Consider the following 16,996-nt stretch of genomic DNA (forward strand, 5'->3'; position numbering starts at 1 on the left):
CTTGGATGCTTCTTTCTACTGCGACAGCCGAATCACTGATGCTCCCTCGTTGCTCTCGCGGCCATCAGCACGCACCGCAGTGACCTTGATGGTCATCTGCTCGACTTGCTTTAGGTCGGCGGATTCGTAGACGAAATCGGTGACTGTGATGTCTGAAGCGACCAGCTCATAGTCCGGTGCGTTGCCGACCGCGCGGTACAGTTTGTATGACGCTGCATTCGTGCTGCCGGTCCAAGAGAGCTGGACTTGATCTGCTGCAGATTCCTTGTTGATCTTGAGATTCGTGGGCGCGAGCACCGCAGTGCAGGCCGGGATGTCCGTGACCACATAGGTCTGGCCCTTGGTGGTCTTGATGCGAACTTGGTCACTGCCCTTGGCAACGAAGTCTACCGTCATTCCTGCCGGGGTCTTGATCACGGCCAGGGCGACGTTGGGGTACCTTAAGTCCAGGTTCCCGCCGGATTTTGACAACACTTCCAGCCGACTCGCGTGACCGCCGGTCCACTCCGCCGAGACCTCGAAGTTGCCCCGCGCCAAGAGGCCCCGGTAGCTGCCTTGCGACCATACCGCGGGCATTGCCGTCAACGGAGCCACGACATGATCCTGGCTCTGTAGAAGCATCTCAGCCACGCCCGCCGTGGCGCCATAGTTCGCGTCGGCTTGGAATAGCGGTCCGCCCCGGTGGTCGTTGAATAGGTTGTGCAGGTAGTTTCCGCCCAACAACGCTTCATAGAACGAGTAAGCTTCTTCGCCGTCATGAACTCTGGCCCACATCGCGATCCGCTCGGCGCGTGACCATCCAATGTTGCTCTTGTTGGTGCGTTTGGTCAGGCTGACCTTGGCGGCATCAAGCCAGGCCGGCGTGGTGTCGTTGATCAATTGGCCCGGATACAGCCCGAGCAGCATGGAGGTGTGCCGGTGGGCGGGGTCGCCGATCTCGCCGTAGTATTGCTCCTGACGAAATTCCTTGATCTGCCCCGACTTGCCGATCTGGATCGGGTCCAGCAGCGGCAACTGGGTCTTGAGTGTGGACAATCGGCTATCGCTACGCCCCAGAATCTCGGCCGCCGTCAAGGTGTTGTGGTGGTTTTCGTAGAACATCTGCTGGTCGAAGGTGGTACCAACGGTGTTCCGCAGCTTTTGCTCCGGGGACGAGGAAGGGTTGGCCAGCAGGACGCCATCCACGTCGGTTACGAATCGGGAGACAAAGTTTGCCTGGTCGTACATGACGGGATACACCTTGTCCGCCAGCAGGGACGGATCGCGAGTGTAGTCGTAATAGTCCCAGAACATTTGAGCGATCCAAGAACCTGTGCCGAAGCCTGCAACGATGGACCTGCCAGGCACGTTGTACGGGTTGGTCCAGAACGGTCCGGCCCAGCCGTTGTCGCCACCTGGGTCGAGCTGCGAGGGATTGAACTCACCGATGTACTGCGTCGCGTGCAAACGCTGCCGCGGCACGAAGGCGTTGAAGTAGCCGATGTAGGACTCGAACAGCTCCGGCATGTTGGCACTGAAGGCCGGCGCGTAGGCCATCTGCAGGTTCGTGTCGTGCAGGTACTGGGACGCCCACGGCGGATCGCTATAGACGTTCCAGATGCCCTGCAGGTGAGGCGGAAGCGTGCCTGCCCTGGAGGAACAGATCAGCATGTAACGCCCGAATTGGAACGCGAGTTCTTCAAGGTAGCGGCTCGATTTGCCATCGGGGTAGGCATCGACCAGTTCGTCGGTGCAGACTGTCGGTTCCGTGGCACCGAGGTCAAGGCTCACACGGTCGTAAAGCTCCTTGTAGTCGGCCTGATGGTTCGCCAACAACTGTTCGTACGACTTTGTCGCCGCATCGCCCAAGTACCGAGTCACTTTGGCGTGGGGGTGGGGGAAACTCGATAGCTTTTCGGCGTTCTCGTTGGTCAGGAACACTTGAGGGTCAAACTGGTAATTGGTTCCGACCGCGAGCAAAATCACCGCGCTGTCGGCATCCGAAATGGTGATGGTTCCTTGTGAGTTCTTATTGGCGGCCATCATCGTCCCACCGGCAGGGATGACCTTGAACTGGCCTTCATACTTCACGTTAAAGTAGTTCATGACACCGGAGAGCGTGATGGTGTCATCCTTTGCCACAACAGAACCGGACTTGCCGGACCCCAGAAACGGGATGGTGGGGCGCAGTGTGAACGACAACATGCCCGCCTTCGACGCACTCAAGCGAATCGCCAACACCTTGTCGGGGTAGCTGGTGAAGTACTCTCTCAAGTACTCCACGCCGTCCCGCTGATACCTGACATGCGAGACGCCTTCGTTTAGGTTGAGTTCCCGCTCGTAGTTGCTGGTGTCGTTGTGGCCGAAATCCAGGTAGACCTCGGCAAAATTATTCAGGCCTCCGCGGCGAAGGCCTCGACCTTCCGTCGAGTCGTACAGGCTGTTTTCGGTGATCTGGATTCGTTCGCTGGCCGTGCCACCGAACACGTTGGCCCCCATGTAGCCATTGCCCATCGGGATCGAACGGTTGACCCAGCCGGCGTCACTGTCCGGCGCAGGTTCGTCGTACCAGAGCCGCAGGGTCTTGTCGGCCTCGTCTGCGAGCGAACCAGGGGCAGGCTCCGCAGCGGAAAGCTCCGAAACGAGCATCACTCCCGTCCAGGCCAGCGTGAATACGGCGAAGACGGCTGTCATTGACTTGCGTACAAACATCATTTCTCCAGAAAACTCACTCTGATTCGGTGTCCAAAGTGTAATGCTAATCACGTCCTGGATCATCGTGCAGAATTGAAACCCGGCCCTACGTGCTGAATGCTTGGTTTTTCGCTGGCTCCGCGTTCTCGCGTTATCATAGAGGAGCCCTTCTTCCAAAACTCGGTGATTGAATGGTCCCAACCGGCTGACGCGGGGCAACTTGAGATTTTCAGAGACACATTGGACCACGTCAACTTGGGAGAGATGCAACCCAAGGATGAACCGCAGCCAGACGCCCAAGTCAAAAGGACCGCGGCTGCCCAAACTGCAGATTTGGTACCTGGCACCTTGAATTCCTCCTTCGATGCACACTTCCTGTACATCGAGACGGATCTATCACGATCTGTGCGTCGAAAAATCTAAGCCAACTCGCCTCGGTCGATGCAACCGACTGCGCGAAGAAATCGCGTTTTCTCTGTTCGGTGCGATCGCACTCTTTCATTCTGGCTCCCTTCTCCCCCGCGGCGAGAGCGAGTGGTGCTCGCTCTTGCCGCGGGGGAGAAGGGCTGGGGATGAGGGGGCAATGTGCTACAGAAGTGCATCAATTGCATGTTCGATCTGGTGCCGCACCGCAACTGGATTTTGCAAGGCCTCGTAACCCGGGATCCGCACGACTTGGTACCCTCGCTCGGCCAAATACTGGGCGCGGCGCTGATCATACTGACGGCCCTCATCCGTCTGATGTTGCTTACCATCGACCTCAATGATCAACTTCAAGTCCACACAACAGAAATCAACGGTGTACGGTGCAATCGGGTATTCGCGCCGAAACTTCTGATTTCGACAACGGCGATTGCGCAACATCTGCCAGACATCTCGGGCGAACTCATTTGCGCCGGCACGTTGATCGCGGGCGAATGAAATCGCCTCTGGATCCCGTCGAGGTCGTCTGTTCATGATGCCCCTGAGATTTGTTGGTGCCGTCTGCGTGCCCCCTCATCCCCAGCCCTTCTCCCCCTGCGATGAAAGCGAGCACGACTCGCTTTCATCGCAGGGGGAGAAGGGAGCCAGTATAAAGTAGGCAGGCCATAGAATGGAGACCGCAATTTCGTACTCCATCAGATCCCGAAGCCAGTTCCGAACGTTCGTTCGCCGCATCGGTTGGACCAACCTCAGCATTTTGGGTGATCCCCGAACTGCAGGAAGTGCTGGACACCGATGCGAGTTTCGGGCACTCCGCCACTCTACTCCGGCGGCCGACGCCGGAGTGGAGTAGGGCCGATTCCGACCGGCCGGAATTCAGTGTGATCGGCCGGTGGAACTGACCCCTACCACCTCAACAGCAGTTTCTGTTTCAAATCAATTCGGATTCGCCGAATCGAAAGTGAGTAGACCGTTAGGAGCGAGTACCTGTTCCTCCGACTCGGGCCTGTGCAGCGTCTCGAGACGCACGCGTACGTCACTTCCTCAAGCGACTTGATCTCCGCAATCACTTCTTCCGCTAATGAAAAAACTCAACCACTTGCCGTGGACGTCGTTGGCGTCTGTGCCATCGGACCAGTCATGACCGTGTCTATGGAGACATCACAAATTCCGAAGTCGTCGTCATTTTCCGCTCGTCTGTGGCGGAAAAAAAGAAAGCAACGGCGTTCTCCGGAACGGATGCATTAATCGTTGTCCCGAGAATCGTCGCGGGCATCTTGCGCCATTTGCGTTCTGGCCAGACGCTCGTCGAGTCCATTGTGTACAAGAGTTCGGCGCTGGTGATTTTTGTGGAAGCTGTGCAGGTCACGGAAGCCTGGTCGCCATCAACCTTGGGTTTGTCGAACTGCACCAACGGCGTGCCTTCATTGACAACGCTATCGGCAAAGGTGTAGATCTCCTCTGGACTCCAGCCAGAACCGTGACCGTGGCTCATTTCCAATTGGTACCGCAACGTCGATGGCCCCTGCACCGCCTGGGACGACTGCTGCGTGATCGGCATGGTGAAGTGATTGTCGTTGGTGCCGTTGACCCATAGCGTTGGGATCGTGACGTTCTTGAAGTAGGCCGAGCCATCGAAGTTCGTCATCACGACGTCGGTCTGCCGGCCGGGTTTGATCGCTTCGCCCTGATGGCCGTCCGAATCGGGCAAAAATCCGCAGCCATAGACCGGAACGGCAAACTTAAATCGGTTGTCGACACCCATCACGGTGCTCGTGAGGGTTCCGCCCCAACTGATGCCGGTAACGCCAATCTTCTCTGCGTTGACCTCCGGAAATGACCGTATGAGCGAGTGGACAATCACGACCTGCGCGACTGCGTGATAGTACCACTGCTGCTCAATCGGCTTGGCATGGTCACCAAACACGCCTACCCGACTCGGCCCGGGATTGTCCGTTGAAAGACGCGGCCTTCTGCTGCCCTTCGTCTGACTCACCGGGAAATGCCCTTCCAGGTCCATACTAATCGCCGCATACCCATGCTCGTTCCACCGTTTTACCCAGTCATCAAACGCCGTACCGCCGCCACCGTGGATGCACACAACCGCTGGCCAGCCACCTTCGGGAGCGGTTCCCTCGGGTGCACTGTAGTAAGCGAAGGCCTGAACTGGATTGCCATCATAGGGGATGGACGAATACAGAATCCCCGTCATGCCCTCCTTGGCGGCCTTGTCCGTTTCCTCCCATTTCGGCACCCTAGACAACTCATCCAAATCCCACGGCCCGACCTGCATCGCATTGGCGGTCACGCAAAACGCAGCCAATGTCAACAAGGTAACCATCCCAAACTTAATCGGCATCACACATCTCCGTTGCTGCAGGTTTCCAGTTGCGTCTGCGTTTTCCTGTGCCCTGGCGATCGCAGCCAGCGAGAGCAGGCAAGGACAATAACTACAGATTTCCATTTAGTCACTCGAGTTTTTCCTTTCATTTGTTGTGGCTGAGGCACGATCGCTCACACGCCCCATCTTTGAAACGTTCAATGGTTCAATCCCCAACGCCAAGGCGGGACTGCCGGGTTGAAAACTGAAATCGCCGCCCGCGGGGTCCACAAACTGGGGATCGCCAAAACGACTGGCCTGCTCATTGTCGACCGCCCGCATCTTGGCCAGATGGTTGTCCACCCAGCTTGGATTCGTCGGATGGTAGTAGAGATTGGAATCCATCTCCGTTGATTCAAGCTTCGGTCCGCCGGTGGTTTGGCCCCCACGCAACCTTTCGGATTGGGGCAGGCCACCATCGGGATGAGAGATGATGATGTTTCGCTGGACTTTCGACCCGGTTACCGGAACCCATTCAAAGCTGATGTAACCGTTTCGTGGCGAGTTCTGTTGATCAACAATGAAATTGTTGATGATGTCGTTGACACCCTTGGATGCGATTGCCGCCGCATGGCCGCCGTTGCGATAGAGAACATTTCCGTAGATCAGCGTCTCATGCTGGTCATCATCGCAACGGATGGCCGCCGGCAGCGAATGCGACTGATTATCGTGCAGGTAGTTGTAGCGAATGATGTTGCCCGTTCCGGTCCCAGACACGTAAACGCCGTTCCCATCAGAAAGCAGTTGAACGGAATGCGTAATCTCGTTGTATTCAAACAGGTTGTGACGGGAATGGAGTTGTTTTTCGCGAAGTTTCCAACCTTCATAGTCCCGTCCCCGATTGCCTCCTCGCCTTCTTTCTCCAATCTCTTGGCCCGTTCCTTGAGGTCTGGTTTTGTTGCCGGCGGAGCGGGTGCTGATGACCACCGCGCAATAGCCACTGTAGGCAAATTCGTTGTGCGCGATCCGGTTGTGCCCACTTTGCCAGGCCCAAAAGCCTGGGGATTGCCACGTGATTTCACTGAAGTGATGGAGGTAGTTGTTGATAATCTCATTGTGGTGATTGACGTCTTTGGCCCCAACTCCGTATCCGACCAGCAGAATCCCCGCCTCACCCAGGTGAGCGAATTCAGAGTCGGTGATGCGATTGCGCTGGGCGTGAAGGTCCAGACGTATTCCTGAGCCTCCGGAATTTACAAATCGACATTCTGACACTTCGCAATCCTCGGCCCCACGGAAGCGAAGCAGTGCAGTGGGCTTGTCGAACATGTCCCAGGAGTGCTGCAATCCCCAGCCCGAAACGTCTTCATTGCTTGTCCACGCCCAACGATCGGCATGCGTGAAGGTAAGTCCTGAAAATGCGATTCCGTGGACCGGAGTATCTGCCGCGCCTTCCAGGTCAATTTTCCCTTCGACACGAATCAGTTCGCTGGTTGCGGGCGCAAGGATTCCTTGCGGAGCCCCATCCGCTGCTGGATTGGCCGGCCACAAATAAATCTTGCGAGTTTTCGTGTTGACGACCCATTCCCCGGGTTCATCAAGTTCTTCGAGGACATTTTCAACCCATACCGAAGCCGCTTCGTCCCCCATCAGTCCCAAGAGATAGGGAGGTAGTGATCCGATTCGCCCTGCAGCCGCCACTCGAGTTTGTGCGATACCAGTCGCTTCATCGACCGATTCGAGCGGAAGCATATTGATCTCGTAGGCGACACCTGGCCGCACTTGGATTTCTACGTCTTCAAGGTTGTCCCAGTTCTTCAAAGCACCTTCAGGAAAATGCAACGTGCGGTTGTTTCCATTTTCGGTCGGCAGAAATCCGTCACCCCTGGCACGATTCAATCGCCCTTGCGAATCATAGAGGGTGTAAAATCTTTCCAATCCGGCCGGCATGTCTGCGACCCACACGTGACCAACCGCTTTGGCTGGCAAATCAGCGGGCGGCGATCCCAATCGTTTCCAACCGGAAACCGGCACTCCTGCACTGACAACCGGACGTTCGTCTTGATAGGCAGCAAAGGTCAAGAAGGCGGGGTCTGTTTTATCACCGGCGCCATACTGCGGAAGCATCACGTCAGCGGCCGTCGTAGGAGAACCGTCTGCGAGGCCCAAGACCAAAGTTTCGTCTAATTGGTGACGTCCCTCGCGAAGGTAAATCACGGCGGGTTCCGTATTGCCAGCACCCCGCAAGGCTCTAACCGCCTGCACCGCATCGGAAAGTGATCCGTACGGTTTCGCCAAGCTGCCATCCGCATCGGCTCCTCCATCAACGGACACGTAGAGATCCAGCGCAAGGCTTGTCTTGGGAACAACAACGACAAGTAGAATCGGAAGCCACATGAAGACCCTCCGCGCCGACGGAATGCACGAACGTTTTGTTCTCATGTGATTGATCCTGTTCCAAAGTATCGAGCTGAAAATAAGTGTCGGATCAATTGGAGTGGGATAGGCTTCCAGCCTGTCATTGCGGCATCGACAGGCTGGAAGCCTATCCCACCAATCTTCCGCTCAGCGCCGCGATTACAGATCCACGAAACCTTCCACATCATCCAGCACCACCTTTTGACGTTCATCCGCGTCGCGAAGCGTCAATTCGACGTTCTTGAACTCGATGTTTTTGGCATGACGAATGTACGCACCCCAAGCCGGCAGCACGCCAAAGAAAAACTGCTCCGGATAGCGATCAATGTCTTCAGCAACGGTTCGTCGTGCATCTTCTTCGGTGCCCTTACCCGGGAAGGAGATCTTGATGTTCTCTAAGACGACGTTTTCGACGAAGTGACCGGGGATGCCCGTGATCATGATCGGCCCGGCTTTCGACTTCTCGTTGTCCGTCACGCCGGGGGTAGGATCTACTTTTAGATTCTTGTACACCGCTTCGGCAGCTTTCGCTCGATCTTCGATGGTGACCTCGGCGACCACATCGCTGATTCGGATGTTTTTCAACGTGCCGACGGGCGGGCTTTCTCGTCCATCGCCAAAGGTACTGCCGCGGTTGCCCAACCGTATGAATATCGGGCATCCCACATCTTTCATTTTCACTCGGGAGATATCGACATTCTCCAGGCGTCCGCCGTCCACCGACTGCAACTTGATCGCGCCCATCGGGCAGTCGTGAAAATAGCAGTTGGTCACCGTCACATCGATGAACCCGCCGCGGGATGAAGTGCCGAACTTTAGCGCAGCCGTATTGCTGTCCATTTTACACCCGCGGACCACAATGTTTCGGCAAGGGTTCTTTGAACTCTTCAAGCAGATCGCGTCGTCTCCGGTGCTGAGATCACAGTTCTCGATCAGCACATTCTCGCAACCATCGAGGTCCAGGCCATCATTGTTGTAGTTGTTGTTGCGGAATCGCAAGGTCACGGCACTAAAGTGAATGTTTTTGCAGTCGATTAGGTGCAGCCCCCAGAAAGCCGGACGCTTATAGGTGACGCCAGAAAAGGTGAGGTCCTGACAACTCTCCATGCGCATCAGACGCGGGCGGATGCCGGTGTTTCTACCACCCTTTCTGTTCCGGGGGAAATTTTCGTGTGTGCCCCTGCCATCGATCACGCCGAGTCCTTCGATGGTGATGTTTTTTGCGTTTTCGGCGTAGATCAGGCAATGGGCGGCGCCCTCTCGGGGGCGGCTGAGGTTTTCAGTGGGGTAGTCTGCCACATCGGTGCTTCCGAGCAAGCTGGCCCCGTGATCGAGCGAGAGGGTGACATTGCTTTTCAAAATGATCGTGCCGATTTGAAAATCGCCGGCGGGGACGCGCACGATCCCTCCCCCCGCATCATGACAGGCATCGATCGAGTCTTGGACCGCTTGCGTGTCCATCGCAACACCGTCGCCGATCGCGCCGAAGTTCTTGATGTTGAACACCTTGGTGACGGACGTCTTGTCGCTATCTGCAACCGCGTCTTGGGGATCGCGTAGATGAGTCAACACGACTCCGAGCAGGACGACGGTTGTGACGAGTGTGAGGGGCGATTGCCGATTCATCTGCGATTTCATTTTCTTCTGTTGTGATTTCTTTGGGTGCTGCATGTCGTGGGGGCGGAGTGTAAATGCCTTGCCTGTGTTTCGGTGGTGTCGAAATGACGAGCCTGGAAGCCTATCCCACTTTTTCTCGCCCGATTCTTGTCGGTTCAAACTTCGCCGAGTGATCCGGTGTTGTCGGCGAAGGTTTCGGTCTCGACACCTAATCGTTGCAGCATGGTGACGTACAGATTCGACAAGGGAATGTCCTCGTGGCTGGCCCTGATTCTCCAAGGCTCTTTTTCGCCCGGGGCCCAGCCCCCGCGGAAGGCGCCGGCGCCGGCGTAGTTGAGGTATTGTCCGTGCTTGAAGCCCATCGATTTGCCACCGGCCAAGATCAGGGGATAGTTTCGGGAGAGATGGAAGGCGCTGGACGCGGACCCGAACAGCAGCAAGGTGTTATCGAGCATGCTGCCTTCACCGGCAGGTTCTGGAGTCGACTTCAATCTGCCGGCAAAGCGTCCGAACTCTTCGCTGATGAATCGGCAGAAGGTGCCGAAATTCTTCCAGCCGTCGGGCTTTTTGGTGAGGTGCGAGAGTCGGTGTGTGAGGGGAAGCCCGACGGCCCGAGCGAGATAGTCGCTGATCCCTTTGCTGACTTCCTTGCCGAGCTGGTAGGTCGCCACTCGCGTCGAATCGGTTTTAAACGCCAGGTAGATCAGCTCGTACATGGTTTGGATGTACTCGCGCGGGTCCTCCGCCGTGATCTCAAGATTCAAATGATCGACATCGACGGTCGGAAGCGGAAGGTTGATCCACCGTGCCGACTTGGCGACCTTGATCTCAGTGTCTCGCACGCTGCCGAGAAATTCCTCGAACGTCTGCTGGTCCTGTTTCGATAGATCTCTTCGCAACGAACGCGCGTCTTCCATCAGATGATCCAGCACGCTTTCGCTGAGCGCCAAACGCCGTGCGGCGTCGCCGTCCTGTTTCACAAACAGCCTGTCGAAGATCCGTTTCGGTTTGTGTTCCGCCGGAATCGGGCGACCTTCGTGGTTGAACGAAATCGTATGGGCCTTGCGCTGGGGCCCCGTACCTCCGTCGGTCGACATGACGAGGGACGCGAATCGGGTCTGCTCTTCTACATGTGCCGCATAGACCTGGTCGAGTGAAATCGAATTCTGGTAGTTGCCGCCCCCGCCGATCGCGGCCCCCGTGAGAAACTGGTCGGCGTTGTGATGGCCATGGTTGTTGCGCGATGCCGGGTGCGACAAACCGGAGAGGATCGTCAACTCGTCGCGCAGCGGTTCCAGTGGATCCAGACATTTGCTGAATGAGAAATCCCGTCCTTCGCCATGGGGAAACCATGACCAATCCTGGTAGGCCGGATCCTCTGGGAGCGGCATCGGCACACCGTTGGGCAAGTAAAAACAGGCCAGCCGTCGAGGGGTGGCCGGTTTCTCAGCGGCCCCCGCAGCTCCGCAAAACGTCTCGAAAGCAGGCAGGGCGAGTGCGAATCCGCCGACTCCGCGAACGAATCGGCGACGGTCGAGTGAATTGAGGGTCATCATAAATCCATGGGATAGGAACGATTCAATAAGAAATCACACTGGCACCCCTTTCCCCGCTTCGGGAGGTCGTGCCGCTTTTTAGTTGTTGACAACAATGGGTTTTCGCCGCTCTCCCAGAGGGCATGGGTGTCTACACAACTTAAGTCACCCTCCCTGGCAGGGAGGGTCGAGCGCAGCGAGGGGAGGGTCTGTTCGCACCATCGAATGATTTCGAGCCACAACGAACCCTCCCCGGCCGCTCGTACCTCGCGTCCGACCCTCCCTAAAAGGGAGGGTGACTTCAAATCTTGCGACTTGCGTCGGCACCAATGCCTGCCAGGAGGGTGACGCCGAAAACTGCACGATCTCGAAGCGGGGCGAGTGGTGAATGTGTTGGATTTGTTTCGAATCATGGGGAAACTCATCACTTAACGATTCTGAAAGAGGTCGCTGACGACTAACAGCCGAATCAACGTTTGCAGCCCGTCCCCTTGCTTCCTTAATTCAGAGGTCAGGCGGTCGATGCTCGATCGGTCACCGAAGGTCAGTGGACGTCCGAGCGCGAAGGTGGTCATCTTGTGAACGATTGCCCGTGCGAATTGGTCTTGGCGGTTGGCGAGCAGAAAACGTTTCACTCCGTCGATGCCGTCAAGCTCATGCTCGTTGTTCAGCAGGCTGGATGCGTCGATGGATTTTCCTTGGCTCTCCGTCCGCCAGTTGCCGAGGGCATCAAAGTTCTCCAAAGCGATCCCCCAGGGGTCGATCTTGACGTGACACGAAAAACAGGCCGGCTGTTGGCGATGATCTTCCATCCGCTGTTTGAGGGTCAACTTCATGATCTCGGGATCGGCCACGTCGATCTCGGGAACGGCCGGTGGCGGCGGCGGCGGCGGGTCATTGAGAAGACTCTCCAGCAACCAAATGCCGCGTTTGAGCGGATGCGAGTCCGTTCCATCGGAATTCATGGCCAACAACCCAGCCTGCGTCAGCAACCCACCGCGATTGTCTTCCGGTTTCAGCGAGATCTTCTGAAAGTCGTTTCCCTGAACGCCGGTGATCCCGTAGTGCTCGGCGAGTCGCCCATTGACCACCGCGTAATCGCAGTGAAGGAAATCCATCACGCTGTAGTCGTTCTGCAGCATTTCCTCAAACAGCGCGATCGGCTCTTGTTGCATCGACTGCTTCAAGGTGTCGTCGAACTGCGGATACGTCTCCCTGTCGATGGTCACGAACTCGAGTGGCGCCATGTTCAACCATTGCCTCACGAAGTGCTTCGAAAAACGCTCGTGCCGCGGGTCGGCAAGCATCCGCTGCGCCTGACGGACTAGCTCGTCCGAATGCCCCAGTTTCCCTTTGGCGGCGAGGTCGAGCAGTTCGTCATCTGGCACGCTGCACCAAAGGAACATGGCAAGACGCGTGGCCAGTTCGAATTCGTCCAGCCCGCGTTGAGCTTCCGGCCGCGACCGATCCGAATGAACCAGATACAGGAATCGGGGAGACGACAACACCGCCGCCAGTGTCTCGACCACGGCCTGTTCGAAGTTTTCGCAAATCGGGCGAATCTGGGCAAACAGCTCCAGCTGCGAATCGACTTCCGCTGCGGTGACGTTGCGTCGCCAGGCCCGACGCATGAAACGCGTCATGATTTCCCTCGCATACGCCTGTTCGTCATCGGAGTTCTCGCTGTCGATGAAAATCGCCGAATGCGAGACGGGCGGCCAGGGATCGTAGACCGGGGCCATCACTTCGACGTAATCGAATTGAATGTCCGCGGACTGTCCCTTCGAAGTGTTGTACAGTCGAATGTACTCGGACGGATTGGTCCCCACGGTCGTGCCCAGTTCCACAGTCTTGCGGACCGGATTGCGGGGATGGATTTCGCTTAGCGGAATCTCCCATTGATAGAACACCGGTTGTTCGGGCGACGCGTCAATGACCAGGTCACGGTTGCTGATTCGAAACGTGGCCTTTTGGTCTTTGTCGCCTTGCCAACCGAATTCCAAAGCGAGACGTGGAGCAGGGTCTTGTTCGGTAGAAACTCGCGAAGCACGGACACGAACTCGCAGGGTTCCTTTGTCGGGCAATCGGTTTCCAAGTTCGACCACGATCCGTTGGCTTGCCGGGAGCACGGCAACGACCTCGGATGGCTCAGGTACTTCAGGGGCCGCCGATGTGGGTGCCCACGCATTGACCGCTCCGACGTACGACCATGTGGCGGGCACCGTCTGGCCGGTTTTTGTGTTCTTGTAGTGAGCCGGTCTGCCACGCCTGCCACCCCTTCCGCGTCGACCACCTCTCTGCCTGTTATTTTGAGCGGCGGGTGCCTGTGTGGCTTGGGGCGGGTTCTCGGATGATTCGTTTGACGTTTCGAGCTCGGCAAACTGACTTGCCGATGCGGCCTGAGCCGAAACGCCCCAGTGCAACACCTCGGGACGCTCGCCACTGACGGTGGCTCGATACAGTGCGTTGCGATTCAGTTGCAGATATTCGGCATACTGCCCGCCCGTCATCTGCAGCATGTCGGAGCTGTTCTTGAAACCATCGGGCGAGATCGGGTCGGGCGGCAGGTCTTTGGCGAAGTCCAGATCAAGCCCGAGCAAATCTTGCAGCGCGTAGTTGTATTCGTAACGCGTCATCCGACGAAACGAGGAACGCCCCTGTTCGGCACGCCGCACTCGTGACGCGGTCTGGATCTCAGCGGAGAGCCACTCGATGATCTTTTTGCGATCTTCGCCAGTCAGTTCCGGTCCGTCTTCAGGAGGCATCTCACCGTTGCCCACGGCCGAGGAGACCTCCAGCCACCAACTCACGTCATCGCCGTGCAGAAGATCGGGGTCCAGCGTGTCGACGCGAATGTCGCCTTCGGCCGTCGCCGATCCGTGGCACTCGTAGCAAGCCTTCTTCAATATCGGCTCGATCTCGGCGCGAAACGCCTGCAAGTTTGCTTTCGGGGTCTGATCAGCACCGACTTGCGGAATCGGTGTTCGATAACTGGATCGAAGTGCCCCCGCCGCCTTGATTTCTTCGAGCGTCGGTTCATCCGGCGCCGTCGGTTCCTGGGCCGTCGCAGCGCGATGCGGTGGCGTGCCGGCCACAAGGCTACCGAACAGGATCGCGATGGTGACTAGATGGAAGTTCATCGAATTGGATTCTCTCGGGTCGTTTCGGTTGTCAGTCAGCCTGTCTTCGTGTGCGGCGTGCAAACGGTTTGCGGCCTGTCGACGAGACGGTGTCGTTTTCGATGGGGCGTCATGGTCGGCCGACCTCGTAAATGCGATGCACTTCGTGATCGTCCAATGCCTGGCCGAAAACGATCAGTTCATCCATGCATCCGTTCAGGTTGCGAATGCTCGACCTGCGGTTCCGGTTGGTCGGAACACTCCAATTGCCGATCGTCGCATCGCCGATTGTCAGTAAAGCGAAAGCGGGGCCTTTCAGCGGCTCACGCGTGGTTCGTTCCCCGTTGACGTAGTGTGTCACGTGCCCTTGACCGGAGTCGTAGACGGTCGCCAAATGCACCCACTGTCCCAGTCGAAACAGGCTGAAGATTGAATCCGATCGATAGCCGTGCAAGACGCGATTGGAATGTCGCATGCCGAGGATCAGCGTTCCATCCTGAAGAATCTGCCAATGCGGACTGTCTCGGCGGAAACCATCGGTTAGCAACAGCGAGTTGTATTGGCGGTCGAGCCCGTCCACCCGCAGCCAAGTCGAATAGGTCAACGATTCGAATTCGCCTGGAATGGAGATCCGCACGCGATCGCCGGGCCGTTTGAATTGCAACGATGTTTTGCCCGGCCATCGTCCCTGCGACCATTCACACCCGACGATGGCACCCGTCAGGGAAGAGCCGTTGGGCCCATACCCGATCAGCAGTCGATCGTCGTCGGCGCTTCTGTCGAACGGAAAATACGCGACAATTCGCGGATCGTCCTGCAGCGTGTCGCGGAACGCTTGCCAGTCCCGAAGTTGACCCTGTCTGTGCACGTCCGCCATCTGACTGAGCCGCGTCGGTGTGACGAAGTCGGCATCTTGGGCTTCGATGGGTTTCGAAGTTCCGTCACGATCGATCGTCAGCGCGTCTCCCGCATTGAGTTCCCGGCGCGTTGTCTGGTTGCGGTTCGATTCCAAATCGTAGAGTTCGACCTTGCCGTCAAACACATGGATTTCGGCCACACCATCGCGTGAGACATTCAGTCCGAATTCGGTTCCGACGTCGACCAGTTCAAAGGACGGGGCAAGCACGGCAAACCCGCGTGCCGGTATCGGAATATGGGCCCAAAGTCGTCCCAGCTGCAAGGTCACCCGCGATTCATCCAGGAGTTCAAGCTGCGCCGGACCTTCCACAACCACCGTGGCTCCGCCATAAAACTCCAATTGCAGCAGCCCCGCATCCCACGCCATCGTTCCTCGTGGGATGGTTTCGCCGACTCGCCAATCCGACGTTGTTGTTTCTTGCAGGCCGGCGATCCGCGTCAGCACGGCCACGCCGCTGTCGTTGACTTCGGTGAGTTCGGCAAGGTCTCCACCGGCTATCTGAGGCCACGGTTCATCCTTGCCAGCGTCAATCGCCTGACTGATCAGCATCGCGGCAAGCAATAGCAATGCAGCGGCCGCGGTCGCCCATCCGGCCAGTCCGCGAAACCGGCTCCAGCCCCGATCATGATGCTGCGATTGTGGCGACGGACCTTGATTGCGAAGACCGGCGGTCTCGCCTGTGACCGATGCCACGACCTGGCTGACGAAGTCCGCGGTGTCGTCGGCGGCATGTGCACGAACCTGCAGAGCCGACAGAAAACGCTGTTCGTCACGCAGTTCATCTTCGTACTGGGACAGACGATCGCTGAACAACAGGTGTTCGCGAAGCCGCTGCAGTTTGAGCGGATCCGCGGCCGCGACCTGAGCCAGCTCATCAAGCTGGTCGGACGAGATGTCGTCGTCAAGCAACCGTCCAATCAGTTCGTCGAAGCGATCGTGTGCCATGGCCTAATCCTCCGCCATCTGAAACTCGATGCACTGCTTGAGTTGCTCCCGAATACGCATCAGTGCCTGCCGAACGGCTGCTGCGGTCATGCCCAGATGGTCGGCCAGATCCGGCGCCATCCAGCCATCGCCATAGCGACCGGCCACGATCTGACGACTCTTGGGAGCGAGTTGCTCCACACAATCCCTCAGCACCGGCATCCGGCACTGTTCCCAGTCCGCCGCTTCCGCTGCATCATCCGGCGAGCCGACAAGGATTTCGGACAATCGTTCATGCAGAATCCGCTTCCGCCGCTGGTCTTTGCGAAGTTCGTTCCGGACAAGATTTCGCGCAATCCCTCGCAGCCACTTGCCGATGTCCCGCTGAGCGTCAAACGAATCTCTTTCTCGCCAGGCAACCAAAAACGCTTCCTGCGCCAAATCGTCGACCCAGTCAGGGGCAACGCCGAGGGTCCGCACGAACGAACGCAACTGCTGGTGTTGCTGCGCAACCAACTGCGTGAACTCCGGCGAAATCGCTCGATTTTGACGTCTCATACGAAAACCTTGTCACAGGCGCTCAAAGTGTGACATCAAAAATTAACAATTCCCTGCGCGCTCGAGGCGACCGCTGAGACACTTCGGTCGAAAAACGTGTCAGATACTAACGGCACGTCCATGCGTGTTGGTGTGCAGGCTTTAGCCACTCCCTGTCGCTGCGTCGCAGCGGACCTGAAAAAGGTGTCTGACACCTTTTTGGTAAACTGGGGGGGGCTGTCGGAAACGCTGTCTCCTCTGTGTTACTTACCGATGGCAGGAGCGTCCCAGGGGTTTCGGCGAGAGTAGCTGCGATCACCGCCGGCATTTTTTGGGGGGACGGCAAAGCCGGTAAAACGATCGAAACTTCTGTCGTCCTGTCGTGTTTAATCGGGTTGCCCACCAAAAACTGCGTCGAGATGCATCCCAGCAACGTGTTGTCTATTCAGCGACGTCCCACGAGAAACCACGGGGCATCGCGTTGATTCTCGTCGGACTAAACGGATCGCGA

At 57.4% G+C, this 16,996-nt stretch carries 10 protein-coding genes; 1 reads left to right on the top strand and 9 read right to left on the bottom strand.

All coding sequences use genetic code 11. From position 1 onward, the window contains the following. Positions 1 to 15: 15 nt before the first annotated feature. The 5 genes from Enr13x_RS04565 to Enr13x_RS04585 all read right to left on the bottom strand — a co-directional run bounded on the left by Enr13x_RS04565 (position 16) and on the right by Enr13x_RS04585 (position 9,295). Positions 16 to 2,673: a glycoside hydrolase family 95 protein gene (locus tag Enr13x_RS04565; RefSeq protein WP_231744089.1), complete on the bottom strand. Its 2,658-nt coding sequence runs from the start codon at positions 2,671 to 2,673 to the stop codon at positions 16 to 18. A gap of 588 nt (positions 2,674 to 3,261) precedes the next feature. After that, positions 3,262 to 3,630 carry an endonuclease domain-containing protein gene (locus Enr13x_RS39635; RefSeq protein WP_145384924.1) on the bottom strand — a complete coding sequence of 123 codons (369 nt, stop codon included), beginning with the start codon at positions 3,628 to 3,630 and terminating at the stop codon, positions 3,262 to 3,264. Between the two features lie 616 nt (positions 3,631 to 4,246). Then, positions 4,247 to 5,455 carry an alpha/beta hydrolase family protein gene (locus Enr13x_RS04575; protein WP_197455781.1) on the bottom strand — a complete coding sequence of 403 codons (1,209 nt, stop codon included), beginning with the start codon at positions 5,453 to 5,455 and terminating at the stop codon, positions 4,247 to 4,249. 105 nt (positions 5,456 to 5,560) lie between these two features. After that, on the bottom strand, positions 5,561 to 7,813 hold the full coding sequence (locus tag Enr13x_RS04580) for a right-handed parallel beta-helix repeat-containing protein (RefSeq protein WP_231744091.1): 2,253 nt from the start codon (positions 7,811 to 7,813) through the stop codon (positions 5,561 to 5,563). A gap of 180 nt (positions 7,814 to 7,993) precedes the next feature. Continuing rightward, on the bottom strand, positions 7,994 to 9,295 hold the full coding sequence (locus tag Enr13x_RS04585; protein ID WP_231744385.1) for a glycoside hydrolase family 28 protein: 1,302 nt from the start codon (positions 9,293 to 9,295) through the stop codon (positions 7,994 to 7,996). Here Enr13x_RS04585 and Enr13x_RS38800 point away from each other — a divergent pair. Next, on the top strand, positions 9,254 to 9,394 hold the full coding sequence (locus Enr13x_RS38800) for a hypothetical protein (RefSeq protein WP_231744487.1): 141 nt from the start codon (positions 9,254 to 9,256) through the stop codon (positions 9,392 to 9,394). The genes Enr13x_RS04585 and Enr13x_RS38800 overlap by 42 nt on opposite strands. Positions 9,395 to 9,606: 212 nt before the next feature. Here the strand turns inward: Enr13x_RS38800 and Enr13x_RS04590 are convergent, their stop codons facing one another. The 4 genes from Enr13x_RS04590 to Enr13x_RS04605 form a co-directional block, all read right to left on the bottom strand. Continuing rightward, positions 9,607 to 11,004, bottom strand: coding sequence for a DUF1552 domain-containing protein (locus tag Enr13x_RS04590; RefSeq protein WP_145392103.1), 1,398 nt, complete (start codon positions 11,002 to 11,004; stop codon positions 9,607 to 9,609). Positions 11,005 to 11,414: 410 nt separating this feature from the next. Then, entirely contained in the window at positions 11,415 to 14,126 is a 2,712-nt protein-coding gene (locus tag Enr13x_RS04595; RefSeq protein WP_145384927.1) for a DUF1592 domain-containing protein, read from the bottom strand. Positions 14,127 to 14,235: 109 nt separating this feature from the next. Further along, positions 14,236 to 15,969 (bottom strand): LamG domain-containing protein, encoded by a 1,734-nt coding sequence (locus Enr13x_RS04600; RefSeq protein ID WP_145384928.1) that lies wholly within the window; start codon positions 15,967 to 15,969, stop codon positions 14,236 to 14,238. 3 nt (positions 15,970 to 15,972) lie between these two features. Beyond that, positions 15,973 to 16,506, bottom strand: a complete 534-nt coding sequence (locus tag Enr13x_RS04605) for a sigma-70 family RNA polymerase sigma factor (RefSeq protein ID WP_145384929.1) — start codon at positions 16,504 to 16,506, stop codon at positions 15,973 to 15,975. Positions 16,507 to 16,996 lie beyond the last annotated feature (490 nt).

Source organism: Stieleria neptunia, from assembly GCF_007754155.1.
In the GTDB taxonomy this organism is placed as follows: domain Bacteria; phylum Planctomycetota; class Planctomycetia; order Pirellulales; family Pirellulaceae; genus Stieleria; species Stieleria neptunia.

Excerpts from the sequence above, each read along its gene's own strand:
- Enr13x_RS04590 (WP_145392103.1), bottom strand. The coding sequence starts at position 11,004 with ATGACCCTCAATTCACTCGACCGTCGCCGATTCGTTCGCGGAGTCGGC.
- Enr13x_RS04595 (WP_145384927.1), bottom strand. The coding sequence starts at position 14,126 with ATGAACTTCCATCTAGTCACCATCGCGATCCTGTTCGGTAGCCTTGTG.
- Enr13x_RS04580 (WP_231744091.1), bottom strand. The coding sequence starts at position 7,813 with ATGTGGCTTCCGATTCTACTTGTCGTTGTTGTTCCCAAGACAAGCCTT.
- Enr13x_RS04600 (WP_145384928.1), bottom strand. The coding sequence starts at position 15,969 with ATGGCACACGATCGCTTCGACGAACTGATTGGACGGTTGCTTGACGAC.
- Enr13x_RS04565 (WP_231744089.1), bottom strand. The coding sequence starts at position 2,673 with ATGACAGCCGTCTTCGCCGTATTCACGCTGGCCTGGACGGGAGTGATG.
- Enr13x_RS39635 (WP_145384924.1), bottom strand. The coding sequence starts at position 3,630 with ATGAACAGACGACCTCGACGGGATCCAGAGGCGATTTCATTCGCCCGC.
- Enr13x_RS04605 (WP_145384929.1), bottom strand. The coding sequence starts at position 16,506 with ATGAGACGTCAAAATCGAGCGATTTCGCCGGAGTTCACGCAGTTGGTT.
- Enr13x_RS38800 (WP_231744487.1), top strand. The coding sequence starts at position 9,254 with ATGACAGGCATCGATCGAGTCTTGGACCGCTTGCGTGTCCATCGCAAC.
- Enr13x_RS04585 (WP_231744385.1), bottom strand. The coding sequence starts at position 9,295 with ATGGACACGCAAGCGGTCCAAGACTCGATCGATGCCTGTCATGATGCG.
- Enr13x_RS04575 (WP_197455781.1), bottom strand. The coding sequence starts at position 5,455 with ATGCCGATTAAGTTTGGGATGGTTACCTTGTTGACATTGGCTGCGTTT.